We start from the raw sequence: 24,891 nt of genomic DNA, 5'->3' as shown, positions 1-24,891 counted from the left end.
GCATGCATTGACGCGACGCAGAGCCAGGACCCCGGTTCAGCAGCGCATCACTGACGCGCTGCGCCCGGGGCACGAGACCATCATCTCCCGATGATCACCCCGATCACGTTCGGCGCCGCCAGATATTTTTCCTCGATCGCCGCGCGCGCAGCGGCGCGGTTTTCCTGAGTCAGCAGGCCGCGCTTCTCGGCCAGGATCATCCAGCAGAAGCCCCACCAGTCGGTGAGCATGCCCGCCTCGCCGATGAGATCGTAACCCTGCTCGGCTGCGAAGATGCGCGCATGCGCTTCGTCCAGCGTGTCGAGGAACAGATGATCCTCGGTCGAGAACAGATCGTCGCTGACGTCGTCGATGGTGTAGCCCCATATCGACTGGCACACCGCGTTGAACTCGCGGTCGAACTGGTCGTCATCGACCGCGTAGCGCCGCGCCGCCTGATGCAGCCGGGACAGCGAGCGCGCGAAATCGGCGATCCGGGTGAGGGCAAATTGATCGAAGGCGATGGTGGACATGTAGTCCTCGCAAAGTCTGACAGACGCTAGATATTGTGTCGGCGACGCGCCGAATCACAATGATATATCAAAGACTTGCTAAAGTGTTCTTAATTTGTTCCGGAATTGGGGCAAAGTCCGGCTGGCGGAATCGAAAGGGGCCGCCTCGCAGCGACCCCTTTGCCGGTTGCAATCGTGTTCGGGATGAAATCCAGCCCCGGCAAGTTGGTAAGTTAGAGGTACCTATGAACTTAGGCGATTCCGGATAAGTACTGGACGTAATCCTGTCCTATTTTCCGTTGACGGGCCCGATGGATCCGGTTCGCACGAGGCCGGGATCTCAACAACAGCGCGAGGCCGCAATGGCATGGACGCGGCGATCACCGAGCAGATGGGCGACAAAGCCATTGCTGGGAAAGATCTTTGCGAACGCGGCATCGCGGATGCTGAGACCGCCGGCATAGGCGCCGAAGGCGGGCATCACGGCGCGCATCCCGTCACTGGCGAAACAGCGGCGTTCCATCGAGCGGCCGCGTGCGGAGACACGCGCCTTCGGATGCAGATGACCGGCGATCTCGCCGCGCGCACCGGTCGGCTCATGGCGGAAGGTGATCGGGCCGATCGCGACTTCGTCGGCGACGGTCCCGCCCAGATCGCGCGGCAGCATCGGATCGTGATTGCCCGAGATCCAGATCCAGTCGCGGCCGGTCTGGAGTGCGGCAACAGCATCGCGATCGTCGGACGACAACCGCTCATGCGCGGTTCGGTCGTGAAAACTGTCGCCGAGCGCGATGACCGTTCGGGGATCATGGCGGGAGATGACAGCAGCGAGACGGCTCAGCGTTGCCAACGTATCGTAAGGCGGCAGCAGCACACCGCGCGTGGCGAAGCTGGACCCTTTTTCCAGATGCAGATCGGAGACGACGAGCAGGCGCTGCTCTTCCCAGAACAGCGCACCGGAGAGATCGGTTGCGAAGGTCACATCACTGATGGTGACTTTGGAAACGCGCATGTCTTCCACATCCCCTGAAACCAGCGCGCCTATCGTCACGTCCAAACCTGCTCTTATCCCATCGCCTCTTTGACAAGCTCATCGGCGGCTTCCGCCAGCAGCTCGTCGCCAGCTTCGCCATAAACTGACTCGCGGCCGATTTCCAGCATCACGGGGACGGCGAGCGGCGAGACGTGATCGAGTTCCCGATGGGTGATACGGCCCTGGATGCGGGCAAGCATGGCGCCGAGACGGCGCAGGTCGAGCAGGCCGGTGGCGGCATCGGCACGGGCGGCGCGCAGCAACACGTGATCGGCCTGGTGCTTTCGCAGGACGTCGTAGACGAGATCGGTCGAGAACAGCACCTGGCGGCGGCTCTTGTCCTCGCTGGTGAAGCGCCGCTCGATCAGGCCGGAGATCAGCGCGCAATTGCGAAAGGTGCGCTTCATCAGCGCGGATTCCGCGAGCCAGGCTTCAAGATCGTCCCCGAGCATGTCCGGGTTGAACAGCGCGTCGAGATCGAGCTGGCCGTTGCGGATCATGAAGGAGGCATCGCCAAGCCCCCAGATCGCCACCGCATATTCATTGGCGACGAAGCCGAGCGGCCGGGCGCGCATCCGCTCCAGCCGCCGCGTCAGCAGCATGCCCAGCGTCTGGTGCGCGAGCCTGCCCTCGAAGGGATAGCAAATGAGATAGTGCTTGTTGCCGCGTGGAAAGGTCTCGACCAGCAGTTCGCGCACGCCCGGCACACGTGAGACGTCTTTCTGCAACGACAGCCAGTCGCGCACCTGCTCAGGCAGACCGTTCCATGCACGGCGGTCGTCGAGCAGGCGCCGCACGCGCTCGGCAAGATAGGTCGAGAGCGGAAATTTGCCGCCCATATAGGACGGCACTTTCGGGTCTTTGTCGTTGGCGCGGGAGACATAGACCTGATCCTCGGCCAACGCCTCATAGCGCACGACTTCGCCGCCGAACACAAAGGTGTCGCCGGCGGTCAGGCCCTCGATAAAATATTCTTCGATTTCGCCGAGCAGGCGGCCGCCGCGCGCGATGGCACCGGTCGAGCCGCTGCCGCTGGAGCGCCCACGAACGAGCCGCACCTTCAGCATCGGCTCCTCGACGATGGTGCCGACATTGAGACGATAGCTCTGCCGGACCTTTGGATTGGCGACGCGCCAGCGCCCCTGCTTGTCCTGCTTGATGCGGGCGAAGCGCTCATAGGTCTTCAGCGCGTAGCCGCCGGAGGCGACGAAATCGACGACGTCGTCGAAATCTTGTCGGGCGAGATCTGAGTAAGGCGCGGCCGTGAGCACCTCGCCGTAGAGATCATCGCTCAGAAACGGCTCGCCGCAGGCGCGGCCGAGCACGTGCTGGGCCAGCACGTCGAGTGCGCCGGTGCGCAAGGGTGGCGTATCCTGCGCATTCTCGGCGATCGCATCGATCGCGGCGCGGCACTCCAGCACCTCGAACCGGTTCGCCGGCACCAGCACCGCGCGCGAGGCTTCATCAAGGCGGTGATTGGCGCGGCCGATCCGCTGCATCAGACGCGAAGAACCTTTTGGCGCTCCGATATTGACGACGAGATCGACATCGCCCCAGTCGACGCCGAGATCGAGCGAGGAGGTGCAGACCACGCCGCGCAGTCTGCCCGCCGACATCGCGTCCTCGACCTTGCGGCGCTGGGCGACGTCGAGCGAGCCGTGATGCAGCGCGATCGCGAGGTTGTCGTCGTTCATGCTCCAGAGATTCTGGAACAGCATCTCGGCCTGGCTGCGGGTGTTGACGAAGACAAGCGTGGTCCTGTTGGCCTTGATCAGCTCGTAGATTTCGGGAAGCGCGTGGCGCGCGCTGTGGCCGGCCCAGGGCAGGCGTTCGCGCGTATCCAGCATCTCGACCAGCGGCGGCGCGGCACCGCCGGCGACGACACTGTCGGCGGCCGCCTCCTTCCCGCCGGGCTGCGGCACCAGGAAGCGCGCAAGCTGGTCCGGCTCGGCCACGGTCGCCGACAGGCCGATCGCGCGCAGCTGCGGCGCCAGCTGCCAGAGCCGCGCCAGCCCCAGCGAAAGCAGATCCCCGCGCTTGGACGTCACCAGCGCGTGGAGCTCGTCGAGCACTATGCGTCGCAGCGAGGAGAACAGGAACGGCGCGTCATCGGAGGAGAGCAGCAGCGCGACCTGCTCAGGCGTCGTCAGCAGGATATCGGGCGGATAGCGCCGCTGGCGCTGCCGCCGCGACACCGGTGTATCGCCGGTGCGCGTCTCGACCTTGATCGGCAGCCCCATCTCCGCAATCGGCCGTTCGAGATTGCGGGCGATGTCGACGGCGAGCGCTTTCAGCGGCGAGATGTAGAGCGTATGCAGGCCATCGCTGCGGCGAACATCGCGGCCGGTGGAGACGAGGCTTTGCTTCGCCCCTGCGCCCCGTTCGACCGGCTGCGTCGAGAGCTCCACCAGCGTCGGCAGAAATCCCGCCAGCGTCTTGCCCGCGCCGGTGGGGGCTATCAGCAGTGCGGAACGATCCTCTCGGGCCTTGTCCAGCAGCGCGAGCTGATGCTCACGCGGCGACCAGCCGCGGGCCGCGAACCACGCCTGGAAGCGGTCGGGCAGCAGCGTGGCCGGCTCGGCCGGGATTTTGAGGATGCGGGGCGGCACGGCATCACAGGTAAGCCGTGCGGGCGGGTTCGTCGAGGGGTGGGAGGTCCCGTAGGGTGGGCAAAGCGAAGCGTGCCCACCATTCGCCCCGAGCACCGGGAGAGATGGTGGGCACGGCGCTACGCGCCTTTGCCCACCCTACGGCACTCTGCCCACACCTACTCTGACATCGGCTTGTCGGAGATGTCCCAGTCCTTGCCGCTGAAGGTGGAGATGAAGAGCGTCTTCATCGGCGTGTAGTCGTCCGGCGTGTAGCTGTAGGTGACGCCGTCGAGGAAATAGGGCGAGTGGAAGCCCGCGAGCGTGGACGCCTGCTTCAGCACGTTGGCGCGGGTGAGATCGTCGCCGCAGCGGCGCAGGATCTCGCCCATGGTGACGGCCTGGCCGTAACCGGCAAAGGCGATGGTGTTGTCCTGATCGATCGCCGGCGTGTACTTCTTGCGCAATTCCTCGAACGCCATCACGTCCGGGTCCTTCTCCCATTTGGGCAGGCCGACTTCCTTGTTGTAGCGGATGGCGACGATGCCGGTCGCGTTCTCCAGGCCCGCCGCATTGAGGATCGAGCGGCCGGTCGAACCGGCCGACAACAATTGCAGCGGCTTCCATCCGAGCTCGGCGACCTTGCGGATCGACTGCGACGTCGCCTTGCCGGTAGTGATGTTGTAGAAGACGTCAGCCCCCGACTTCGAGAGATTGATGAGCTGGGAATCGACCGTCGGATCGGTGAGATCGTAGGTCTGCTCCATGATCACCTGCGCCGTGCCGCCGGCATCAGCCAGCACCTTCTTGAACGGCCCCAGGAAGTCGCGGCCGAAATCGTCGTTCTGGTAGAGGATGCCGATCTTGGCGTTCGGCTTCACGGCGACGACGTGCCGCGCCAGGATGCGCGCCTCGGTCGGATAGAGCGGCAGGCCTGCCATCGTCCATTTGAATTCTTTCGGATTGTTCCACTTCGACGCGCCGGTGTTGAGCAACAGTTGCGGCACGCCTTTCGAATTCAGGTATTTGTGCACGGAGGTCTGTGGCGCGGTGCCGAGCGAGCCATAGAGCGCCAGCACCTCTTCCTGCTCGACCAGGCGCCGCGTCGCCTCGACGCATTTCGGCGCGCTGTAGGCATCGTCCATGGTGAGGAACTTGACCTTGCGGCCGTTGATGCCGCCCTTCTCGTTCAGCATCTGGAAATAGGCTTCGCCGATGCGCCCCAACACGCCGTACAGCGAGCCGGGCCCGGAATGCGGCACGGTCTGGCCGATCTTGATTTCGGTGTCGCTGGCGCCCGCATCGTATTTCTTCTCGGCGGCCCAGACGTAAGGCGCGGGCAATGTGGATGCTGCCATGGTTGCGAGCGCACCGGCGCTGAAATCGCGCCGCGATGGATTCTTGGTCATTATTTGTTTCTCCCTAGTGCGCGCATTGTGCTGGCAACGCAGCACGGCTCGCAAGTAGGAAGACGCCGCTTTGCGACGCAATGACGCTTAAATCGCAGGGTGTTTAGCGCCTAAACTCAAGTTTTCTCGGCGACGACGACGAGACCGCGCACCGGCTCGTTGTTCTCGATGCGTGGCGATGCCGGCTCCATTGTCAGCAGCTTGAGCCCGGCGTTCGCCATCGCGCCGCGCACATATTCCGCCGAATGGGCATAACGCAGGCCTTCGCCAAGCACGATGCCGCCGCCGTCATGCGTCTCCAGCGTGAAAGCGAGCACGCCGCCGGATACGAGCACGCGCTTGGCTTCGATGAGCACCGGCGCGAGATCGGAGAGATAGACGAACGCATCCGCGGCGACGACGAGGTTCGCGCTCGCATCACCCTTGGTGCGCAGGCCTTCGATCATGTCGGCGACCTCGAGCTCCGCATAGAGCTCGGTGGCGCGCGCCTCCTTGATCATGCCGGGCGACAGATCGATGCCGATGAAATGATCGACCTGCTTGGCGAAAGCGGCGGCCGCAAGCCCGGTGCCGCAGCCGAGATCGATGGTGCGCTTGAAGAAGGCCGGCTTCTTCGCGGCGACGCGCGCGGCCAGCACCGCCTTGAAGATCAGCGACGGCGCGCGGTAGCCGAGGTCGTTGATCAGCGCATGCTCGAAGCGCGGCGCGTACTGGTCGAATAGCGCCTGCACATAGGCCTTGGGCATCTCCGCCATCTGCGCGTCGCCGAGCCGCATCAGATGCAGGCCGGCGCCGTGCTGGTCCTCGGGGTCGCAGTCGCATGCCTTCCGGAACGCCGCAATCGCCTTGTCGCGCTCGCCGAGCTGCTGGCGGATCTCGCCGAGCGTGAACCAGGCCGAGGTGAAGTCAGGCGCGAGCTCGATCGCCTGCTCGATGAGGTCGGCGGCGGCGGGCAGATCGCCCTTGAGCTGGAGGTCGCGCGCGAACTCGAAACGGCGGTCGGCCATGAGATCGCCGGAGGAGTGGAACAGGCGCAGGGGCATCTGGGAACCGATTGTCATCGCCGGGCTCGACCCGGCAATCCATCAAAAAGGGAACTCTTTAAAAGGATGGAGGCGCGGGTCAAGCCCGCGCATGACGGGTTCATTTGGGGTGGCCGCTCCCTATATGACGCACATGCGTCCGCAAGACATCCTGCTGCCAACTGCTGACGGCCTGTGCTGCAAGCCCGGCAACTTCCACATCGACCCTGTCCGCCCGGTCGAGCGGGCCGTGATCACCCACGGCCATTCCGACCATGCCCGCGCCGGCCATGGCGCGGTGCTGGCGACGCAGGAAACGCTCGACATGATGCGGCTGCGCTATGGCGAGAACTTTGCCGGCTCGACGCAAGCAATCCGCTATGGCGAGGAGATCCGGCTCGGCGACGTCCGCGTGAGGTTTCATCCGGCCGGTCATGTGCTGGGCTCGGCGCAGATCGCCGTGACCTGCAAGGACACCTGCATCGTCGCCTCCGGCGACTACAAGGATGCGCCCGACCCGACCTGCACGCCGTTCGAGCTCGTGCCCTGCGACGTCTTCATCACTGAAGCCACCTTCGGCCTGCCGGTGTTTCGCCATGGCGATGCCGCCGACGAGGTGAGGAAGCTGCTGGCCTCCGTTGCATTGTTTCCCGAGCGCGCGCATCTGGTCGGCGCCTATTCGCTCGGCAAGGCGCAGCGCGTGATCGCGCTGTTGCGACAGGCCGGCTATGAAGCACCGATCTACCTGCATGGCGCGATGGAGAAGATCACCGAGTACTATCAGAGCCGCCGGATCAATCTCGGCGAGCTCAGGCCGGTGATGGGCGTGAAGAAGGCGGCGCTTGCCGGCACCATCACGCTGGCGCCGCCGTCGGCCACCTCGGACCTCTGGACGCGGCGCTTTCCCGACCCCGTCACCGCCTTTGCCTCGGGGTGGATGCGGGTGCGTGCCCGCGCACGGCAGCGCGGCATCGAGCTGCCGCTGGTGATCTCCGACCACGCCGATTGGGACGGCCTCACCGCGACCATCGCCGCGACCGGCGCCGGCGAGATCTGGGTGACGCATGGCCAGGAAGACGCGCTGGTGCATTGGTGCAAGTCGCAAGGTCTTCGCGCGCAGCCGCTCGATCTCGTCGGCTATGGCGACGAGGAGGAGAGCGAGACGCCGCTTCAAGATGAGGCCGAAGCATGAACCGCTTCGCCGAGCTGCTGGATCGCCTCGCCTACGAGCCCGGCCGCAACAACAAGCTGCGGCTGATCACCGGCTATTTCCGCGAGGTCGGCGATCCCGACCGCGGCTACGCGCTGGCCGCGCTGACAGGCGCGCTGAGCTTCAAGCATGCCAAGCCCGCACTGATCCGCGATTTGATCGCGTCGCGCACGGATGAGGTGCTGTTCGGGTTGAGCTACGATTACGTCGGCGATCTCTCGGAGACGGTGGCGCTGATGTGGCCGAAAGCGGCCATGGCAGCCCACAACAACCCGCCTCCCCCGACGCTCACGGACGTCGTCACCACGCTCCGCACGCTCGGCAAGACCGAGCTGCCGAAGCAGCTCGAACGCTGGCTCGACGAGCTCGACGAGACCGGCCGCTGGGCGCTGCTGAAGCTCGTCACCGGCGCGCTGCGCATCGGCATCTCCGCGCGGCTGGCGAAGACCGCGGCTGCTGCGCTCGGCGACAAGGACCCGCACGAAGTCGAGCTGATCTGGCCGGGGCTCAGCCCTCCCTATCTCGACCTGTTCGCCTGGCTCGAACGCCGCGGCGAAAAACCGGTCAATCGCGATCCCGCGCCGTTCCGCCCGGTGATGCTCGCGCACGCGATCGAGGACACGGATTTCGCCGCGCTCGATCCCGCCGATTACGTCGCCGAATGGAAATGGGACGGCATCCGCGTGCAGGCGGTGGCGGGCCGCGATGAGCGCGGGCAGATCACGGCGCGGCTCTATTCGCGCACCGGTGAGGACATCACGGGGAGCTTCCCGGACCTGGTGCCGTCGCTGCGGCTCGCGGGCGCGATCGACGGCGAGCTTCTGATCCTGCGCGAAGGCCGCGTGCAGAGTTTCAACGTTTTGCAACAGCGCCTCAACCGCAAGGTCGTCTCGCCGAAGCTGATCAAGGAATTTCCGATCCATTTGCGCGCCTACGATCTGCTCGGCGACGACGCGAACGATCTGCGCGAGCTGCCCTTCGCGGAACGGCGCGAACGGCTGGAGACGTTCATCGGCAAGCTCGACGACCCCCGCATCGACCTGTCGCCCACCGTGCCCTTCGCAAGCTGGCAGGCGCTGACCGCGGCGCGCGCCGATCCCGCGAGTGCTGGCGCGGGGGCGGATGCCGACGCCGTCGAAGGCGTCATGTTGAAGCGGCGCGATGCGCCTTACCTGCCGGGGCGGCCAAAGGGCCAGTGGTGGAAGTGGAAGCGCGATCCGCACATCATCGACGCCGTGCTGATGTATGCCCAGCGCGGCCACGGCAAGCGCTCGTCCTATTACTCCGACTACACCTTCGGCGTCTGGACCGCAGGCGAAGCCGGCGACGAGCTGGTGCCGGTCGGAAAAGCCTATTTCGGCTTCACCGACGAGGAGCTCTTGCAGATCGATCGTTTCGTCCGCCGCAACACCACCGAGAAATTCGGCCCCGTGCGCCATGTCGTGCACGAGCGTGACAAGGGGCTGGTGCTGGAGGTGGCGTTCGAGGGGCTGCAGCGTTCCCCGCGGCACAAATCCGGCGTCGCCATGCGCTTTCCCCGCATCAGCCGGCTGCGCTGGGACAAGCCGCCGCGCGAGGCCGACCGGTTGGAAACGCTGGAAAACATGCTGAAGGCTGACGAATCCCTACCAACAATTAAGGTTGCGGCTTCCGCCGACAGCCATTGACGAGGGAATGCGGGTTCCCCATGTGCCCCGCCGTGACCTATAATAGGGCGAATCCCCGCGAGGAGTTTGAGATGGTCCAAGACGTCAGAGATTTGCCGGCCGGCCGCAGCGATGGGCTGAACCGCTTTCTCGGCGGCTCGCCGCTGGCGGTCGCGTTTCGCCTGGTCCTGCTCTCGATCCTGGTCGGCGTCGTGCTCGCCGCGATCGGTTTCGATCCCTGGAACATCATCTACAGCATCCGCTTGCTGTTCCAGCGTCTGTGGGATCTCGGCTTCGACGCGGTGAACTGGCTGTGGCGCTACTTCCTGCTCGGCGCGGTCATCGTGATCCCGATCTGGCTGCTCTCGCGCGTGTTCGGCGCGCCGCGCAACAGGTAAAGGATTTGGGAGCCCGCAGCCGATGCAATTGCGCTTTGTCGGCTGCGGCGACGCCTTCGGCTCGGGCGGCAGGCTCAACACCTGCTTCCACATCTCGGGGCGCGCGGCCAACTTCCTGATAGATTGCGGCACGTCGGCGCTGCCGGCGTTGAAGCGGCTCGAGATCGATCGCAACGAGATCGACCTCATTCTCATCACGCATTTCCACGGCGACCATTTTGCCGGGCTGCCGTTTGTCCTGCTCGATGCGCAATTCTCGCGGCGGACCCGGCCGCTGACGATCGCGGGCCCGCAAGGCCTCGAGACGCGGCTCGGCCAAGTGATGGAGGCGCTGTTCGAGCACTCCTCGAAGACCAAGCAGCATTTCGAGCTGAACCTCATCGAACTAGCGCCCGGGCGAAGCCAGAGCTTTGGCGGGGTGAATGTGACGCCCTACCCGGTGGTGCACGGCGAATCCGGCGGGCCGTTCTTGGCCTACCGCGTCGAGGTCGAAGGCCGCACGCTCGCCTACAGCGCCGACACCGAATGGACGGAGACGCTCATTCCGCTGGCGCATGGCGCGGACCTTTTCATTGCGGAAGCCTATATGTACGAGAAGGTGGTCAAGAACCATCTCAGCCTGAAGACCTTGGAACAGCACCTCCCCGCCATCGGCGCCAAGCGGCTTGTCCTCACCCATATGAGCGACGACATGCTGTCGCGCCTGGACGACGTCCCGCATCTCGCCGCCGAAGACGGCATGGTGCTCGTGTTCTGACATGCACGCGCCCGTTCACTTAGGGATAGGCTCCCGCCAGGTCTTCGCCATCGCCGGTCCCGCGATGGTCGCGAACCTCACCACGCCGCTGATCGGCGTGGTCTCGACCACCGCGATCGGGCGGCTCGACGATGCCGCACTACTTGGCGGCGTCGCGATGGCCTCCGTCATCTTCGACTGCCTGTTCTGGCTGTTCGGCTTCCTGCGCATGAGCACACTCGCCTTCACCGCGCAGGCGCTGGGCGCGGGCGAAACGCGCGAGCAGACCGTGATCCTGGTGCGCGGCTTCATTGTCGCGGGCCTGATCGGCGCCACGCTGATCGTGCTGCAATTGCCGCTGGCCACCGCGCTGTTCGACCTGATGGGCGGCAGCGAAGGCGTCACGCGCGCGGCAAAGACCTATTTCATGATCCGGATCTGGTCGTCGCCGTTCGCCTTCGCCAACTACGTCGTTCTCGGTTGGCTGGTGGGACAGGCGCGCGCCAATCCGGCACTGCTGCTGCAGGTCGTCATCAACCTCATCAACATGGCGGCGACGATCTTGCTGGTGCTGGTCTACGACACCGGCATTGCGGGCGCGGCGATCGCCGCACTGCTCTCGGAGACGATTGGCTTCGTGCTCGGCGTGATCGTCTGCCGGCGCTATGCGGATGGCGGCTTTGCGGTGCCCCTCGCCACGCTGTTGGACCGGGCAAAACTGATGCGGCTGCTGGCGGTGAACTCCGACATCATGATCCGCACCGCGGCGCTGATTGCCGTGTTCCTGTTCTTCACCGCCAAGGGCGCACGCGCCGGTGACGTCACGCTGGCGGCGAATTCCGTGCTGAACAATTTCCTGCTGGTCAGCGCGTTCTTCCTCGACGGTCTTGCGAACGCAGCCCAGCAGCTCTGCGGGCGCACGTTTGGCGCACGCGATTCCAGGGGCTTTGCGGACTCGACCCGGCTGGTGCTGCTGTGGGGCCTTGGCTTCGCGCTGGTCGTCGCGGTGCTGTTCGCGCTGTTCGGGCCGAACCTGATCAATGTCATGACAGCGAGCGAGGACGTCCGCCGCGCTGCGCGCGAATTCCTGCCGTTCATCGTGGTTGCACCGATCCCCGGCGTGTTCGCCTTCGGCTTCGACGGCATCTATGTCGGCGCGACCTGGGCACGCGAGATGCGCAATTTGATGCTGTTATCGTTCACGACCTTTCTCGGCGCCTGGTGGGCGCTGCAATCGTTCGGCAATGCCGGGCTGTGGAGCGCGCTGATCGCGTTCTACGTGGCACGCGGCGGCTTGCAGGGCGCGCGCTATCCGGCGTTGTATCGGGCGACGTTTCCGAAATCGTAGCTCTCGTGGTCCCGGACGCGCTGCAGGCGTGAAACTCTGCCGCGCAGCGCCGGACCTAGCTTCTGTGGGCCCCGAATCAGCAGCGCACCACGCCGAAGCCGGCGCGCTGCGCTGTATCAGGGGAATGAGACCGCCTCACATCCCCGGCCAGTCTTCCGCCGTCAGCGTCGCCGCGTCGGCGCCGACGATTTCGGATAGCGAATCCCGCCCCGTGCGGAGCAGCGTCGAGGTGAGATCACGCTTGATCTCGTCGACGAGGCCGAGTCCCTTGTAGACCAGCGACGAATAGAGCTGGATCAGGCTCGCGCCGGCGCGGATCTTGGTCAGCGCGGCGCCGCCGGAATCGACGCCGCCGACGCCGATCAAGGGGAACGCGCCCTCGACGCGCACATAGGTCTCCGCGACCATGCGCGTCGACAGGCGGAACAGCGGCCGGCCGGACAGGCCACCCTGCTCCTTGGCGCGCATTTCCTCACGCAGCGTGCTCGGCCGCGCGATCGTCGTGTTCGACACGATCATGCCGTCGACCCGGCGCGAGCGCGCCACCTGCACGACGTCGTCGAGCTGGGCGAGGCTGAGGTCAGGCGCGATCTTGAGCAGCACCGGCGTGTCGCCGGCCTTCTGGCGCACCCGCTCGCGCGCGTCGATTACCCTGGCGAGGAGATCGTCCAGCAGCGCACCTTCCTGCAAATTGCGCAGACCCGGCGTGTTCGGCGAGGAGACGTTGACGGTGAAATAGCTCGCGACCGGCGCAAAGGTCTCGATCAGCTTGACGTAATCGCCGACGCGATCCGGCGAATCCTTGTTGGCGCCGACATTGACCCCGATGATGCCGCCGTGCTGCGCACGCGCCGCGAGCCTGCGCAGCGCGACTTCAGCGCCGTCATTGTTGAAGCCCATGCGGTTGATCACGGCCTCGTCGCGCTCCAGACGAAACAGCCGCGGCCGCGGATTGCCGCTTTGCGGCTTCGGCGTCACCGAACCGATCTCGACGAAGCCGAAGCCGAGCCGCAGCAACGCATCCGGCACCTCGGCGCTCTTGTCGAAGCCCGCGGCCATGCCGATCGGATTGGGGAAGTTGAGCCCGAAGGCACGCACTGCCAGCTTGGGATCGTCAGGCCGCGGCTTGACCGGCGGCAGGAAGCGCAGGCCCTGGATCGCGAGGCGATGCGCATCTTCCGGATCGAGCCAGCGCAGCACCGGCAGCGAAAAGGCGTCGAAGGCGCGGATCACGGGTTAAGCTCCGGAACGTCGTGGCCGCCATCGGAGCGCATGTTGAGGTTCATCACCGACAGCACCGCGCCGAGATCGAGCTCGCCATAGAGGTGCGGAAACAGCTCGTCATTGCGCGAGCGCTCCCAGCGCAATTCGCTGCCGAGCGCGTCGCAATCGACCTCGACCAGGAACAGCGCGCGCTGCCCGAAATAGTGCTTGCGCAAGGTCTCGGGAACCTGAGGCGCGGTCGAAAAATGGATGAAACCGTCGCGCGAATCGTCCGCGCTGCCCCGGTAGACACCCTGCCGTTCCGCCTCGCGCCAGGCCGAGGCCGGACAGATTTTGTAGATCTTGACCACCGCTCACGCAGCCTTGTTTGCTCTTTGAGTCTTTTGGGTTTTTTCGTCTCGTGCGGGTCCTCAAAACCCGGGCGCGACCGTAATGGCCGCCCCCTCCGAACTCAAGGCTTAGAGCCATTTCCGTTCCGATGAAATCGGAACGGGGCTTTAAATTCTTGTTTTGACGCGTTTTCCTGATGCGAACCGGTATCCGCTTCGCTTGAAAATGCTTCCCCCACCACCCCTTGCGCGAAAAACGGAAAACCGGTTGATTTGAGGACAGTTTTCCTGAGTTGCGACGGGCTGGACCTTCCATGGTCAGACAGGCCAAAGCGCAGAGGATACTGACTCATGACCAGATCTGGGGAGCGCTGGATCGGCTGGCGGAGCGTGCCGGTCTTTCGCCGTCCGGCCTCGCCAAGCGGGCCGGGCTCGATCCCACCACCTTCAACAAGTCCAAGCGAGTCACTCCCGACGGGCGCGAGCGCTGGCCATCCACCGAATCGATCGCGAAAGCGCTGGCGGCGGCCGGCTCCTCGATGGACACCTTTGCCGGGTTGATCGGTGACGACGCCAGCGACGGCCGCTCGGTGCCGCTGCTCGGCCTCGCGCTAGCCGGCGCGAGCGGCGCTTTCGACGAGTCCGGTTTTCCATCCGGCAAGGGCTGGACCGAACTTGCGCTTCCAACCGCCGAGGACAGTCGCGCCTTTGCCCTGGAGATTTCCGGCGATGCGCTTGCCCCCGCCTATCGCGACGGCGACGTCATCCTGATCTCGCCCCGCGCGCCGATCCGCAGAGGCGATCGCGTGGTGGTGAAGACCAAGGCGGGCGAGGTGACGGTCGCGACGCTGAAGCGCCGCACGGCAAAGGCACTGGAATTGCAGCCGCTCAATGCATCGCAGGCCGAGCACACGATGGCGCCGAGCGACGTCGGCTGGATCGCGCGAATCGTGTGGGCGAGCCAGTGAGCATCCCGCTGTCATTTCCCCGCGAAAGCGGGAAATCCAATACGCCGCAGCGTTTCGGTTCAATCACGAACGCCGCCGGAATACTGGATCGTCCGCCCGAGCGCGCAATTGCGCACAAGGCGGACGATGACAGTGAGAGTACGGCTACGCGCTTCGCGCCAGTGCGCCGTCGATCATGTTGACCGCGTTCTGCACGCCGTAGACCGCAACGAAGGAGCCGAAGCGCGGGCCCTTCTCCTGCCCGAGCAGCACCTGGTAGAGCATGTTGAACCAGTCGAGCGTCACGCCCGGACGGCCGTCCTTGCCCTTCTTGACCTGGTCGAGGAACGGCTCGCGGCGGCCGATCTCGTAGACGACGTTCTGGATGTCCTCGGCTGAGGATTCCTGCGGAAGCTGCGACAGCGCATCGCGCAGATCCTGCAACGCGGCGCGCTCAACCTCGGTCGGCTCGCGGAACTGCTTCGTCGGCGCCACGAAGTCACGATAATAGTTGATGGCATAGCCGACCATCGCATCGAGCTTCGGATGCGTCTGCGGGCTGACGCCGGGACGATAGCGGCCGATGAAGCCCCACAGCGTCTCGGCATTCTCCGCGTTCGACGATGACACCAGCGTCAAGAGGAGCTGGAACGTGACGGGCATGTCGCCCTTCGGCGGATGGCCGTTGTGGATGTGCCAGACCGGATTGCCAAGCTGCTGCTTGCCATCCTGCTTTGCAAAGCCATCGACGAACTGCTGGTAGTCGTCGACATTGCGCGGGATGACGTCGAAATACAGCCGCTTGGCCGCCTTCGGCTCGCGATACATGAACAGCGACAGCGATTCCGGCGAAGCGTAGCGCAGCCATTCGTCGATGGTGAGGCCGTTGCCCTTCGACTTCGAGATCTTCTGGCCCTTCTCGTCGAGGAAAAGCTCGTAGTTGAAACCTTCGGGCGGCGTGGCGCCGAGCGCCCTGGCGATCGCGCCGGACAGCTTCACGGAGTCGATGAGATCCTTGCCGGCCATCTCGTAGTCGACGCCGAGCGCGACCCAGCGCATCGCCCAGTCGGCCTTCCACTGGCACTTGACGTTGCCGCCGGTGACGGGCGTCTCGACTTCCTGGTTGGTGTCGGGATCGACATAGGTCACGGTGCCGGCCTCGACGTCGCGGCGGATCATCGGCACTTGCAACACGACACCGGTGGTCTTGCTGATCGGCAGGAACGGCGAATAGGTCGCGCGGCGATCGGGGCCGAGCGTCGGCAGGATGATCGCCATCACCTTGTCGTAGGCGGCGAGCATCTTCAGCAACGTCGCGTCGAAGCGGCCGGACGTATAATAGTCGGTCGAGCTCGCGAACTCGTAGTCGAAGCCGAAATGATCGAGGAACGCGCGCAGCCGCGCGTTGTTGTGGTGCCCGAACGACGGGTACTCGTTGGAGAACGGATCCGGCACCCGCGTCAGCGGCTTGCCGAGATGCGCAGCCAGCATCTCCTTGTTGGGGACGTTGTCGGGCACTTTCCGAAACCCGTCCATGTCGTCGGAGAAGGCGAGCAGGCGCGTCTTGATCTTGTCCTCGGTGAGCACGCGGAAGGCATGGCGCACCATCGAGGTGCGCGCGACCTCACCGAACGTGCCGATATGCGGCAGGCCGGACGGGCCGTAGCCGGTCTCGAACAGCACCTCGTCCTTCGGGCTCTTCTTCAGCCGCGCGACAATGGCCTTCGCCTGCTCGAACGGCCAGGCGTTGGATTGTTCGGCGAGTGCACGCAGATCGCTCGGGTTCGCGGCAAGATCGATGACAGACATTCAGGGGCCTCCGGGCCGCGGAAAATAGCGATTTCCGGGCAGAATGCAATTTTGCGGGGTGATCGCCGCGCTTGCTCCCTCTCCCCGTTCTTACGGGGAGAGGGTTGGGGTGAGGGGCTTCCACGCTCACGGTGAGCGTTGGACTCGCGGAGAGTCCCCCTCACCCGGAATTCAAGCTGCGCTTGAATTCCAACCTCTCCCCTCAAGCGGGGCGAGGTGAAGAGCTCAGAACGGGCTCACCGAGAAATACCGCAGCCACAGATCGGTGTAGCGGCCTTTCTCCCAGACGCGGAACAGGGCCCAGTTCAGGGCCTGGCGCAGCACGTCGTTGCCCTTGCGCACGGCGATGCCGATGCCCTCGCCGAAGAAGCGGCTCTCGACGAAGGGGCCGCCGGAGAAGGCGCAGCAATCGCCGGAATCCGTGCCGTTGATCCAGAACGCCAGCGAGATGGCGTCGCCGAAGATGAAGTCGACCTCGCCCTTGCGCAAGGCGGTGCGCATCGCGTCGTCGTTGGGATAGGGGTGCAGCTCGGCGTCGGTGAACATCGCCTTGAGGTACGCTTCGTGCGCGGAGCCGGCGATGACGCCGACTTTCTTGCCCTCGAGATATTCGGGCCGGATCTCCGGCATCACCGCATCCTTGCGCGAGGCGAAGCGCGCCGGCACGCGGTAATAGGGATCGGTGAAATCGACGCGGGCGCGCAGCTGCGGACTCACCGCCATCGAGGCGATGATGGCATCGCCCCGGTTGGAGGAGAGCGCGTCGACCAGCGTCTCGAAACGGCGCATCTGCACCGTGCAGGTGACCTTGATCTCCTCGCACAGCGCGCGGGCGAGATCGACGTTGAAACCGGCCGGATTGCCGTCGGCGCCGGTGTAGTTGAACGGCGGATAGTCGGTCTCGGTCAGGAAGCGGATCACGGTCAGGCGCGACAGGTCGGGCCGCTCCGGCCGCCGCCGCGGGTCCCAGAAGCCGGGCACGGCCTGGGGGGCGGCTTGAGGGGCGACCTGCGGCGTGGCCTGGGGCGCCGCCGGGGGCTGCTTGGCGGGCGCCTGCGCGTCTGCGCCGGTCAGGCCTGCGAGGAGGCAAGCACCGACGACCAGCCCGGTCAGGACGCGGCGCACGGTTTTGGACGATTTTGCCTGTCGCGACGGGACCATCGGCGGGAAATGAACAAATTCCGTTGGGATCGGAGGGCGTTATAGACCATCCCGCCGGGAACGCGAGCGCCGATTGCGGGCTGGGTGCGCTCCCTCCCCCGCTTGCGGGGGAGGGTTGGGGAGAGGGTGTCTCCACAGAGGGACAATCACCAAGAGGAGAGAGCCCTCACCCGGCGCTTTGCGCCGACCTCTCCCGCAAGCGGGAGAGGTTACACCGAGAACGCCGCGCGATCATTCCGCCAAACACCTAGAGATACCGCTTCAAATCGGCCGCGGCCTCTTCCGGCGTCCGCTTCATGTTGAACGGCGATACGAACCGCCCGTCGCGGTCCATCAGGTAGATCAGCGCGGTGTGGTCCATGGTGTAGTCGCCGTCCTTGGTCGGGACCTTCTTGGCATAGACCCGGTAGGAGGTGATCACCTTGGCGGTCTCGGCGGGGTCGCCGCTGAGCCCTTCGAGGTGCGGGTCGAAGCTCGACAGATAGTCCTTCATCGTCGCCGGCGTATCGCGCTCGGGATCGACCGAGATGAAGACGGCATTGACCTTGTCGGCATCCTTGCCCATCGCGCGCAGCACCTCCGAGATCTCGAACAACGAAGTCGGGCAGACGTCGGGGCAATGGGTGTAGCCGAAGAAGATCAGGGTCGGCTTGCCCTTCAGGTTCTTGTCGGTGACGGCCTTGCCGTGCTGGTCGGTGAGCTGGAACGGGCCGCCGATCGCGGCGGGCTGCGCCACCTTGCTGACCCCGCCCATCGCCCAGAAAACGATCAGCAGTCCGACGACGAGGCTTGCAGCGAAGGCGGTCGCGATCACCAGCGGACGGGCGGTGGAGCTCATGAGCGGAAAACTTCCTGTCGCAGGTCAGAAGCAGGCGGCAAAGCCGGTCCTGATCATTTCGAAGAACACCTGGCTGCCGTAGTGGAACCAGAGCGCCAGCGCGCCGAGCACGACCAGACCGCCGATCCCCGCGCCAGCCAACAGCAGCACGAACGGCAGCCGGCCGGCAGTGGGCGAATTGTCCTGTAGCGGTTGGGCCGGGTGCAGTGGTTGAGCCATGACAACGATCGGGGCGAAGGCCCCGGTTCCCTTGCCATTCAAATAGGCGTTGGCCCGGGCCCGGGCAAGCGCCGCGGGTGTTCCAAGGAATGCTTCCTTGAATCAGATCGTGCCGATGACGTCAGCGAAGCAGCTGGCCCCGAGCGGACTCCAGCTCTTCCGCTTGCGGGAGAGCCCGGCGCAGGGGTCGGTTGGTCGAGGCCTGCGCGTCGAGGTAGCAGGGCTTGTACATGGCCTGGAGCTGCTTGCCCCTCAGGAAGAGCATGTGCGGGGTGAGGCCGCCGCGCTGGTTGATCCAGCGCTTCACCTGCGAGGGATACATCGCATAGAGCATCTGGGTCGCTTCGGGATTGGTGACGGCGCGGCCGTTGGTGCCGAAATCCCAGGCGGCGTGGAAGCCGAGCGTGGCATGTGACGTCACGCAGATGCGGTCGCGCGGGATGGCGCCGAGGACGATGGTGCAGGCCGAGGCACAGAGGCCGTCGATGATGACGGTGTCGCCCGATTGCCGCAGATCCTGGTATCTGTCGACGTAGGTTCCGATCCGGCCACCGCGGTCATCCGCAATCCGAACCACTGCGTGGGAAGCCCCCATGCCCGCGATCAGGAGAACCGCCGCGAGCAACCCCGTCAGAAACTTCATTGTCCCCCGCCCCAGTCGAATTCGAATCTGCGTGTCAGGTGGTGATGTGTTGCTAGCGTCGGTCGTAACCGTGGTTTTGTCTAGGCACGCCGGCTGGCTCAAAACAAATTCAAATCCAGTGTTGCGCCCGCGCTGCACCAGGCCCGACTCGGTCCCAAACTGGAACAAGTTAACGATGCCTTACGCGCCAAGCCCTTGATCTCAGTTGCAACGGCTGGCTTCAATCCGGACAACTACAGGGGGGAACTAATGGCCGAACACTTGGTAGAGCAGACAGACGTCATCGTCGTCGGTGCGGGACTATCGGGACTGGTGGCCGCAACCGAAATTGCCGATGCCGGCAAGCGGGTGATCGTGGTCGACCAGGAGGGCGAGCAGTCGCTCGGCGGCCAGGCGTTCTGGTCGTTCGGCGGCCTGTTCCTGGTCAACTCTCCCGAGCAGCGCCGGCTCGGCATCAAGGACTCCTTCGACCTCGCCATGCAGGACTGGATCGGCACCGCCGGCTTCGACCGCGACGAGGATTTCTGGCCGCGCCAGTGGGCCGAGGCCTATGTGGCGTTTGCGGCGGGCGAGAAACGCGACTGGCTGCGCGCGATGGGGCATCGCATCTTCCCGGTGGTCGGCTGGGCCGAGCGCGGCGGCTACGACGCGATGGGCCACGGCAATTCGGTGCCGCGCTTCCACGTCACCTGGGGAACCGGCCCCGGCATCGTCGAACCGTTCGAGCGCCGCGCGCGCGAGGCCATGAAGAGCGGCCGGCTGACCTTCAGGTTCCGCCATCGCGTCGATGCGCTCTCCATCACCAACGGCACGGTGGACGGCATCAGCGGCGCCGTGCTCGCCCCTGACAATGTCGAACGTGGCAAGAGCTCGTCGCGCAACGTGGTCGGCGAGTTCGCGCTGAAGGCGCAGGCCGTGATCGTGGCGTCCGGCGGCATCGGCGGCAATCACGAGCTGGTGCGGCAGAACTGGCCGAAGCGGCTTGGCGAGCCGCCGAAGTTCATGATCTCCGGCGTGCCCGAGCATGTCGACGGCCGCATGATCGGCATCACCGAGAAATCGGGCGCGCGGCTGATCAACCGCGACCGTATGTGGCATTATGTCGAAGGCATCCAGAACTGGAATCCGATCTGGCCGCGCCACGGCATCCGCATCCTGCCCGGCCCATCCTCGATGTGGTTCGACGCAACAGGCACGCGGCTGCCGGCGCCGTTGTTTCCCGGCTCCGACACGCTCGGCCAGCTCCAGTACATCATGTCCACGGGCTATGATTATTCCTGGTTCATCCTGACCCAGAGCATCATCAAGAAGGAATTTGCGCTGTCGGGCTCGGAGCAGAATCCTGATCTGACCGGCAAGAGCTGGCGGATGACCCTGCGCCGCGCCACCAACAAGGGCGCGCCGGCGCCGGTGGAGGCATTCAAAAGCCATGGTGTCGACTTCATCGTACGCGACAAGATCGAGGATCTCGTCGCGGCCATGAACAAGCTCGCCGGCAGCGACCTCCTCAAACTCGAGCACGTCAGGATGCAGATCGAGGCGCGCGACCGCGAGATCGCCAATCCCTACGTCAAGGATGCGCAGGTGATGAACATCCACAATGCGCGGCGCTATATCGGCGACAAGCTGATCCGCACCGCCTCTCCGCATCGCATCCTCGATCCCGCGCAGGGGCCGCTGATCGCGGTCAAGCTCAACATCCTCACCCGCAAGACGCTCGGCGGTTTCGAGACCGATCTCGACTCGCGCGTGTTCGGCAGCGAGGGCAGCGTCATTCCCGGCCTCTATGCGGTCGGCGAAGCCGCAGGCTTCGGCGGCGGCGGCGTGCACGGCTATCGTTCGCTGGAAGGCACCTTCCTCGGCGGTTGCCTGTTCTCGGGCCGCAATGCCGGCCGTGCCGCGGCGAAGGCCGTGGGCTAGATCATGCGGAGGTGGATGCAGATCGGGGCGCTTCTTGCGGCATTGGCCGCAGCTTCTGCTGCATCCGCCGAGACACACGGCGTGAAGCGATCGTACACCGCGCAACTGCCGGCGAAGCGGCTGGTGCCGCTCGTGGTCGTGCTGCACGGCAAGACCCAGCGCGGCGCCGACATGGTCGCGCGAACGGCGTGGCCGCAGGTCGCCAAGCGCGAAGGTTTTGCCGTGGTCTTTCCCGACGGGCTCAACCATGCCTGGGCCGATGCGCGGACGAAGGCTGGACCGGCGCTCCGCGGCCCGCCCGAGGGCACCGACGACGTCGCCTTCATCGCAAAGCTGGTCGAGACGCTGGTGACGAATGGCACCGCCGACCCGAAGCGCGTCTATGTCGCCGGCATCTCCAATGGCGGCGCCATGGCGATGACGCTGGTTTGCGCGCGCGCCGATCTGTTTGCGGCGGGCGCGAGCGTGATCATGAACCTCACGGATGAGACCGCAGTCACCTGTCATCCATCGCGGCCGCTGCCGATGCTGCTCATCAACGGCACGGCCGACCCGCTGGTCCCCTACGAGGGCGGACGCGGATCGAGCTATTATGCCGCAGACGGATTCTGGTCCACCGAAGAGACGCTGGCCTTCTGGCGCAAGCTCAATGGCTGCGAGACCGACGACGCCGAGGTGACCGACTTGCCCGAGAAAGCGCCGGCGGACCAGTCCACGGTCACACGGATCTCCTCACGCTGTCCCAAAGGGCACGACGTCGTGCTCTATCGCATCAACCATGGCGGCCACCGCATGCCCGGCTTCGCTCCGGATGCCCGCTTCCCGAAGATTGCAACCAGCCTGCTCGGGCCGCAGAACCGCGACATCGACGGCGCCGAAACGATCTGGTCGTTCTTCAGTCAGTTTCCGTAAACGACGCATGCATTGGCGGGGTGGCATACAGTAGAGCGCTGGGTTAGACAGGGCCGCCATTCCCACCAGGAGATCCCCCAATGAGCATTCAGCGTTTCGAAACCGGCCCGCGCATGAGCCAGGTCGTCGTGCACGGCAACACCGTCTATCTCGCCGGAGTCGTCGCCAACAAGGCCGCCGGTGAAAGCGTCACGAAGCAGACCCAGGACATCCTGGCGACCATCGACAGCCATCTCGCCAAGGCCGGCACCGACAAGTCGAAGCTGCTCTCGGCCACGATCTACATCACCGACATGAAGACCTTTGCCGAGATGAACGCGGTGTGGGACGCCTGGGTCTCGCCCGGCAACACCCCGGCTCGCGCCACCGTCGAAGCCAAGCTCGCGGCGGCTCAGTACACCGTCGAGATCATGGTCACCGCGGCGAAGTAAATTTCGCGCTGAGATCATTGCGAACGTCCGAAGCGCGATGAGAGCATCATCGCGCTTCTTTTCTGCGTATGCATGACCTCCGAGGTAATCGATCTGCGCGTGCGAACCTTCGATAGTCGAGACAGCCGAACACGGCGCCATCGAAGGAGAGCACCATGACCGACCCCGTCACCATCGCCCGCCGCTACATCGAGCTCTGGAACGAGCGCGCCGCAGGCCGCCGTCGCGAACTGCTCAGCGAAAACTGGACGGCGGATGCGAGCTATGTCGATCCCCTGATGAAGGGCGATGGCCGGGACGGCATCGACGCGCTGATCGCGGGCGTGCAGCAGCGTTTCCCCGACTTCAAGTTCACGCTGATCGGCGAGCCCAACGGCTACGGCGAACACGTTCGCTTTTCGTGGGGCCTGGGTCCCGACGGTGTCGACAGCCCTATCAAGGGCACCGACTTCGCCGTGCTGAAGGACGGCCGCATCAGGAGCATCACGGGATTTCTGGACCAGGTGCCCGCGAGCGCGTAACGACACTGCCCGTTGCTGTGCCCTCTCCCCTTGCGGGAGAGGGCATCTCCGCTCGCAGACGCAGGCTCACTGGGGTGAGGGGTATCTCTCCGCGCGAGAATCTTGAGAGTTGAGTTCGCGGAGGCATACCCCTCATCCGGCGCTTCGCGCCACCTTCTCCCACAAGGGGAGAAGGAAGAAAGAAGCCCGCATCGACTGCAATCAAGGCAACCGATACGCAGTCTTCGCATTCACCCCGAACGCCTTGTCCCGCACCTGCGGCCCAAGCTTCGCCAGGCACGCTTCCAGCGCTCGCTTGATCTCGCCATAACTCCCGGCAAGCAGACACACCGGCCAGTCCGAACCGAAGATCAGGCGATCCTCGCCAAAACATGTTGCGGCATGTTTGACGAACGGAAACAGTCGCTCCGCATCCCAGTCACGCCACACCGCTTCCGTCGCGAGGCCCGAAATCTTGCACCAGACATTGCCGCAGGCCGCGAGAGCCGCGATGCGATCGGCCCATTCGGCGCTTCCGCCATCGGCGATCGGCGGCTTTGCGGCGTGGTCAAGCACGAAACGCGCTTGCGGAAAGGCCTGTGCAGTTGCGATCGCGGCGGGCAATTCGCGGGTGCGGACGAGGAAATCGTAGGCGAGATCGCGGGCGAACGTTGCGGTGAGGCCGCGTTGAACGTCCTCGCGCAGCAACCAGTCCGGATCGGCCTCGTCATGCACCTGGTGACGAATGCCGGCCAGCTTGTCGCCGCCGGGCGAGGCGCGCAAGCGGTCGAGCGTATCGCCAAGCGCACCGTCCGTCAGATCGGCCCAGCCGACGACGCCAATCACCGAGGGTGCCGCATGCGCGATCCGCAAGAATTCCTCGGTCTCCTCCAGCGCGGAGCGGCACTGCACCAATATGCTCGCGTCGATGCCGTTTGCTTTCAACAGCGGCGCGAGATCGGCGGGGCCGAAGGCGTGGCGGATCGAGGCCAATTCCGGCGCGTCCATCCAGGGATAGTCGGCGCGCGACGGATCCCAGAAATGCTGATGGCCGTCGATGATCATGCCCTCACGCTCCCCCCGGCAACGGCGCGCGCGCATCGACGAGCTTGCGCGCACGCAGCTCCTGCCAGAAGGCTTGCGGCACCGTCTTCTCCGACATCGTGATGTTGTCGGAAACTTCCGCGGCGTTGCGCGCGCCCAGCACGGCAATTGTGACCGCCGGATGGGCCATGCAGAACTGGAGCGCGGCGGCCTTCAGCTCGGTCCCGTGCTTGCGGCAGAGCTCGTCTAGCTCGAGCGCACGCGCGATCAGCGCCGCGTCGGCGTCCTGATAGTTGAACTTCGCGCCGGGATGCGGATTGGCCAGAATGCCGCTGTTGTAGATGCCGCCGAGCAGGATGCCGATGTTCCTCTCGCGGCAGACCGGAAACAGCGCATCCAGCGCGCCCTGGTCGAGCAGCGTGTAGCGGCCGGCGAGCAGGAAGCAGTCGACCGGAACGGCCTGGGCAAAACGGACCAACATTTCCGACTGGTTCATGCCGGCACCGATCGCCTTGACCGTGCCGTCGGCGCGCAGGCGCTGGAGCGCGCGGAAGGCGCCGGCCACGGCGTCGTCATAGTGATCGTCGGGATCATGCACGAGCAGGACATCGATGCGGTCGAGCCCAAGGCGCGTCAGGCTCTCCTCCACCGAACGCATCACGCCGTCATGGGAGAAGTCGAACACCGGCCGCTCGCGCGACGTGCCCTTGTAGTGCGCGTCCTCGGCGGCGGCGCCATCAGGCGCGCGCAGCAGGCGACCGACCTTGGTCGAGATGACGTAGGAGTCGCGCGGCTGCTGCCGCAGGAAGGCGCCGATCCGCCGTTCGGCGAGGCCAAAGCCGTAGAGCGGCGCGGTATCGTAGAAGCGGATGCCGGCCGACCAGGCGCGCTCGATCGTGGCGAGCGCATCGGCATCGCTGACGGCGGTGAACAATCCGCCGAGCGGGGCCGAACCGAGACCGATTGAGGTGACGTCGAGGGAGCCGAGCCGCGACCGTTTCATTCCCATTGCCTTCCAAAAGTCTTCCTTCCA

Annotated in this window: 24 protein-coding genes; 10 read left to right on the top strand and 14 right to left on the bottom strand. The window is 65.2% G+C overall.

Annotated features, from left to right (window positions below; genetic code table 11):
* Positions 1 to 80: 80 nt before the first annotated feature.
* The 5 genes from BJ6T_RS05740 to BJ6T_RS05720 all read right to left on the bottom strand — a co-directional run bounded on the left by BJ6T_RS05740 (position 81) and on the right by BJ6T_RS05720 (position 6,564).
* Positions 81 to 512, bottom strand: a complete 432-nt coding sequence (locus BJ6T_RS05740) for a hypothetical protein (RefSeq protein WP_014491352.1) — start codon at positions 510 to 512, stop codon at positions 81 to 83.
* Between the two features lie 319 nt (positions 513 to 831).
* Positions 832 to 1,503: a ligase-associated DNA damage response endonuclease PdeM gene (gene pdeM / locus BJ6T_RS05735; protein WP_038933369.1), complete on the bottom strand. Its 672-nt coding sequence runs from the start codon at positions 1,501 to 1,503 to the stop codon at positions 832 to 834.
* 53 nt (positions 1,504 to 1,556) lie between these two features.
* Positions 1,557 to 4,133 (bottom strand): ligase-associated DNA damage response DEXH box helicase, encoded by a 2,577-nt coding sequence (locus BJ6T_RS05730; protein WP_014491350.1) that lies wholly within the window; start codon positions 4,131 to 4,133, stop codon positions 1,557 to 1,559.
* A 158-nt stretch (positions 4,134 to 4,291) separates the two neighbouring features.
* Positions 4,292 to 5,521 (bottom strand): ABC transporter substrate-binding protein, encoded by a 1,230-nt coding sequence (locus BJ6T_RS05725; RefSeq protein ID WP_014491349.1) that lies wholly within the window; start codon positions 5,519 to 5,521, stop codon positions 4,292 to 4,294.
* A gap of 116 nt (positions 5,522 to 5,637) precedes the next feature.
* A complete protein-coding gene (locus BJ6T_RS05720; protein ID WP_028169979.1) occupies positions 5,638 to 6,564 on the bottom strand; it encodes a class I SAM-dependent DNA methyltransferase in 927 nt (308 codons plus the stop codon).
* 133 nt (positions 6,565 to 6,697) lie between these two features.
* Here BJ6T_RS05720 and BJ6T_RS05715 point away from each other — a divergent pair, with 133 nt between their 5' ends.
* The 5 genes from BJ6T_RS05715 (at position 6,698) to BJ6T_RS05695 (ending at position 11,881) form a co-directional block, all read left to right on the top strand.
* The gene (locus BJ6T_RS05715; protein ID WP_039228845.1) at positions 6,698 to 7,735 is read left to right on the top strand and encodes a ligase-associated DNA damage response exonuclease; all 1,038 of its coding nucleotides are present in this window, start codon (positions 6,698 to 6,700) and stop codon (positions 7,733 to 7,735) included.
* Entirely contained in the window at positions 7,732 to 9,420 is a 1,689-nt protein-coding gene (locus BJ6T_RS05710; RefSeq protein WP_014491346.1) for an ATP-dependent DNA ligase, read from the top strand. The genes BJ6T_RS05715 and BJ6T_RS05710 overlap by 4 nt, the downstream gene beginning before the upstream one ends.
* Before the next feature lie 71 nt (positions 9,421 to 9,491).
* Positions 9,492 to 9,797 carry a DUF6460 domain-containing protein gene (locus BJ6T_RS05705; RefSeq protein ID WP_014491345.1) on the top strand — a complete coding sequence of 102 codons (306 nt, stop codon included), beginning with the start codon at positions 9,492 to 9,494 and terminating at the stop codon, positions 9,795 to 9,797.
* 22 nt (positions 9,798 to 9,819) lie between these two features.
* A complete protein-coding gene (locus tag BJ6T_RS05700) occupies positions 9,820 to 10,554 on the top strand; it encodes an MBL fold metallo-hydrolase (protein WP_014491344.1) in 735 nt (244 codons plus the stop codon).
* A 1-nt stretch (position 10,555) separates the two neighbouring features.
* Positions 10,556 to 11,881 carry an MATE family efflux transporter gene (locus BJ6T_RS05695; protein WP_014491343.1) on the top strand — a complete coding sequence of 442 codons (1,326 nt, stop codon included), beginning with the start codon at positions 10,556 to 10,558 and terminating at the stop codon, positions 11,879 to 11,881.
* 135 nt (positions 11,882 to 12,016) lie between these two features.
* Here the strand turns inward: BJ6T_RS05695 and BJ6T_RS05690 are convergent, their stop codons facing one another.
* The gene (locus tag BJ6T_RS05690; RefSeq protein ID WP_014491342.1) at positions 12,017 to 13,114 is read right to left on the bottom strand and encodes a quinone-dependent dihydroorotate dehydrogenase; all 1,098 of its coding nucleotides are present in this window, start codon (positions 13,112 to 13,114) and stop codon (positions 12,017 to 12,019) included.
* On the bottom strand, positions 13,111 to 13,455 hold the full coding sequence (locus BJ6T_RS05685; RefSeq protein ID WP_014491341.1) for a DUF952 domain-containing protein: 345 nt from the start codon (positions 13,453 to 13,455) through the stop codon (positions 13,111 to 13,113). The genes BJ6T_RS05690 and BJ6T_RS05685 overlap by 4 nt, the downstream gene beginning before the upstream one ends.
* Positions 13,456 to 13,748: 293 nt before the next feature.
* On the opposite strand from BJ6T_RS05685, the gene BJ6T_RS05680 reads away from it, so the two are divergent.
* Positions 13,749 to 14,402 (top strand): S24 family peptidase, encoded by a 654-nt coding sequence (locus BJ6T_RS05680; protein ID WP_014491340.1) that lies wholly within the window; start codon positions 13,749 to 13,751, stop codon positions 14,400 to 14,402.
* Between the two features lie 144 nt (positions 14,403 to 14,546).
* Here the strand turns inward: BJ6T_RS05680 and BJ6T_RS05675 are convergent, their stop codons facing one another.
* The 5 genes from BJ6T_RS05675 to BJ6T_RS05655 form a co-directional block, all read right to left on the bottom strand.
* Positions 14,547 to 16,190, bottom strand: coding sequence for a lysine--tRNA ligase (locus tag BJ6T_RS05675; protein WP_014491339.1), 1,644 nt, complete (start codon positions 16,188 to 16,190; stop codon positions 14,547 to 14,549).
* Positions 16,191 to 16,415: 225 nt separating this feature from the next.
* Positions 16,416 to 17,351: an ABC transporter substrate-binding protein gene (locus tag BJ6T_RS05670; protein WP_028169977.1), complete on the bottom strand. Its 936-nt coding sequence runs from the start codon at positions 17,349 to 17,351 to the stop codon at positions 16,416 to 16,418.
* 247 nt (positions 17,352 to 17,598) lie between these two features.
* Positions 17,599 to 18,189, bottom strand: a complete 591-nt coding sequence (locus tag BJ6T_RS05665; RefSeq protein WP_014491337.1) for an SCO family protein — start codon at positions 18,187 to 18,189, stop codon at positions 17,599 to 17,601.
* Positions 18,190 to 18,213: 24 nt separating this feature from the next.
* Positions 18,214 to 18,408 carry a hypothetical protein gene (locus tag BJ6T_RS05660; RefSeq protein ID WP_028160269.1) on the bottom strand — a complete coding sequence of 65 codons (195 nt, stop codon included), beginning with the start codon at positions 18,406 to 18,408 and terminating at the stop codon, positions 18,214 to 18,216.
* A gap of 121 nt (positions 18,409 to 18,529) precedes the next feature.
* A complete protein-coding gene (locus BJ6T_RS05655) occupies positions 18,530 to 19,051 on the bottom strand; it encodes a Clp protease/crotonase-like domain-containing protein (RefSeq protein ID WP_014491335.1) in 522 nt (173 codons plus the stop codon).
* A gap of 249 nt (positions 19,052 to 19,300) precedes the next feature.
* Between BJ6T_RS05655 and BJ6T_RS05650 the strand changes: the two genes are divergently transcribed.
* The 4 genes from BJ6T_RS05650 to BJ6T_RS05635 all read left to right on the top strand — a co-directional run bounded on the left by BJ6T_RS05650 (position 19,301) and on the right by BJ6T_RS05635 (position 22,835).
* Positions 19,301 to 20,971 carry an FAD-binding dehydrogenase gene (locus tag BJ6T_RS05650; protein WP_014491334.1) on the top strand — a complete coding sequence of 557 codons (1,671 nt, stop codon included), beginning with the start codon at positions 19,301 to 19,303 and terminating at the stop codon, positions 20,969 to 20,971.
* Positions 20,972 to 20,974: 3 nt separating this feature from the next.
* The gene (locus BJ6T_RS05645; RefSeq protein WP_028169975.1) at positions 20,975 to 21,883 is read left to right on the top strand and encodes a CE1 family esterase; all 909 of its coding nucleotides are present in this window, start codon (positions 20,975 to 20,977) and stop codon (positions 21,881 to 21,883) included.
* Between the two features lie 80 nt (positions 21,884 to 21,963).
* Positions 21,964 to 22,314, top strand: coding sequence for a RidA family protein (locus tag BJ6T_RS05640; protein ID WP_014491332.1), 351 nt, complete (start codon positions 21,964 to 21,966; stop codon positions 22,312 to 22,314).
* Positions 22,315 to 22,469: 155 nt separating this feature from the next.
* On the top strand, positions 22,470 to 22,835 hold the full coding sequence (locus BJ6T_RS05635) for a nuclear transport factor 2 family protein (RefSeq protein WP_014491331.1): 366 nt from the start codon (positions 22,470 to 22,472) through the stop codon (positions 22,833 to 22,835).
* Between the two features lie 201 nt (positions 22,836 to 23,036).
* Here the strand turns inward: BJ6T_RS05635 and BJ6T_RS05630 are convergent, their stop codons facing one another.
* Positions 23,037 to 23,879, bottom strand: coding sequence for an amidohydrolase family protein (locus BJ6T_RS05630; RefSeq protein WP_014491330.1), 843 nt, complete (start codon positions 23,877 to 23,879; stop codon positions 23,037 to 23,039).
* A gap of 4 nt (positions 23,880 to 23,883) precedes the next feature.
* Positions 23,884 to 24,861, bottom strand: coding sequence for an aldo/keto reductase (locus BJ6T_RS05625; protein WP_014491329.1), 978 nt, complete (start codon positions 24,859 to 24,861; stop codon positions 23,884 to 23,886).
* Positions 24,862 to 24,891: the final 30 nt, after the last annotated feature.

Origin of the sequence: Bradyrhizobium japonicum USDA 6 (assembly GCF_000284375.1) — a bacterium.
Classification (GTDB): domain Bacteria; phylum Pseudomonadota; class Alphaproteobacteria; order Rhizobiales; family Xanthobacteraceae; genus Bradyrhizobium; species Bradyrhizobium japonicum.
This window is presented reverse-complemented; position numbering and strand designations above follow the sequence as displayed.

Excerpts from the sequence above, each read along its gene's own strand:
- BJ6T_RS05740 (WP_014491352.1), bottom strand. The coding sequence starts at position 512 with ATGTCCACCATCGCCTTCGATCAATTTGCCCTCACCCGGATCGCCGAT.
- BJ6T_RS05635 (WP_014491331.1), top strand. The coding sequence starts at position 22,470 with ATGACCGACCCCGTCACCATCGCCCGCCGCTACATCGAGCTCTGGAAC.
- BJ6T_RS05680 (WP_014491340.1), top strand. The coding sequence starts at position 13,749 with ATGGTCAGACAGGCCAAAGCGCAGAGGATACTGACTCATGACCAGATC.
- BJ6T_RS05675 (WP_014491339.1), bottom strand. The coding sequence starts at position 16,190 with ATGTCTGTCATCGATCTTGCCGCGAACCCGAGCGATCTGCGTGCACTC.
- BJ6T_RS05695 (WP_014491343.1), top strand. The coding sequence starts at position 10,556 with ATGCACGCGCCCGTTCACTTAGGGATAGGCTCCCGCCAGGTCTTCGCC.
- BJ6T_RS05725 (WP_014491349.1), bottom strand. The coding sequence starts at position 5,521 with ATGACCAAGAATCCATCGCGGCGCGATTTCAGCGCCGGTGCGCTCGCA.
- BJ6T_RS05645 (WP_028169975.1), top strand. The coding sequence starts at position 20,975 with ATGCGGAGGTGGATGCAGATCGGGGCGCTTCTTGCGGCATTGGCCGCA.
- BJ6T_RS05670 (WP_028169977.1), bottom strand. The coding sequence starts at position 17,351 with ATGGTCCCGTCGCGACAGGCAAAATCGTCCAAAACCGTGCGCCGCGTC.
- BJ6T_RS05630 (WP_014491330.1), bottom strand. The coding sequence starts at position 23,879 with ATGATCATCGACGGCCATCAGCATTTCTGGGATCCGTCGCGCGCCGAC.
- BJ6T_RS05665 (WP_014491337.1), bottom strand. The coding sequence starts at position 18,189 with ATGAGCTCCACCGCCCGTCCGCTGGTGATCGCGACCGCCTTCGCTGCA.
- BJ6T_RS05625 (WP_014491329.1), bottom strand. The coding sequence starts at position 24,861 with ATGAAACGGTCGCGGCTCGGCTCCCTCGACGTCACCTCAATCGGTCTC.
- BJ6T_RS05660 (WP_028160269.1), bottom strand. The coding sequence starts at position 18,408 with ATGGCTCAACCACTGCACCCGGCCCAACCGCTACAGGACAATTCGCCC.
- BJ6T_RS05650 (WP_014491334.1), top strand. The coding sequence starts at position 19,301 with ATGGCCGAACACTTGGTAGAGCAGACAGACGTCATCGTCGTCGGTGCG.
- BJ6T_RS05655 (WP_014491335.1), bottom strand. The coding sequence starts at position 19,051 with ATGAAGTTTCTGACGGGGTTGCTCGCGGCGGTTCTCCTGATCGCGGGC.
- BJ6T_RS05715 (WP_039228845.1), top strand. The coding sequence starts at position 6,698 with ATGCGTCCGCAAGACATCCTGCTGCCAACTGCTGACGGCCTGTGCTGC.
- BJ6T_RS05710 (WP_014491346.1), top strand. The coding sequence starts at position 7,732 with ATGAACCGCTTCGCCGAGCTGCTGGATCGCCTCGCCTACGAGCCCGGC.
- BJ6T_RS05700 (WP_014491344.1), top strand. The coding sequence starts at position 9,820 with ATGCAATTGCGCTTTGTCGGCTGCGGCGACGCCTTCGGCTCGGGCGGC.
- pdeM (WP_038933369.1), bottom strand. The coding sequence starts at position 1,503 with ATGCGCGTTTCCAAAGTCACCATCAGTGATGTGACCTTCGCAACCGAT.
- BJ6T_RS05720 (WP_028169979.1), bottom strand. The coding sequence starts at position 6,564 with ATGCCCCTGCGCCTGTTCCACTCCTCCGGCGATCTCATGGCCGACCGC.
- BJ6T_RS05640 (WP_014491332.1), top strand. The coding sequence starts at position 21,964 with ATGAGCATTCAGCGTTTCGAAACCGGCCCGCGCATGAGCCAGGTCGTC.
- BJ6T_RS05705 (WP_014491345.1), top strand. The coding sequence starts at position 9,492 with ATGGTCCAAGACGTCAGAGATTTGCCGGCCGGCCGCAGCGATGGGCTG.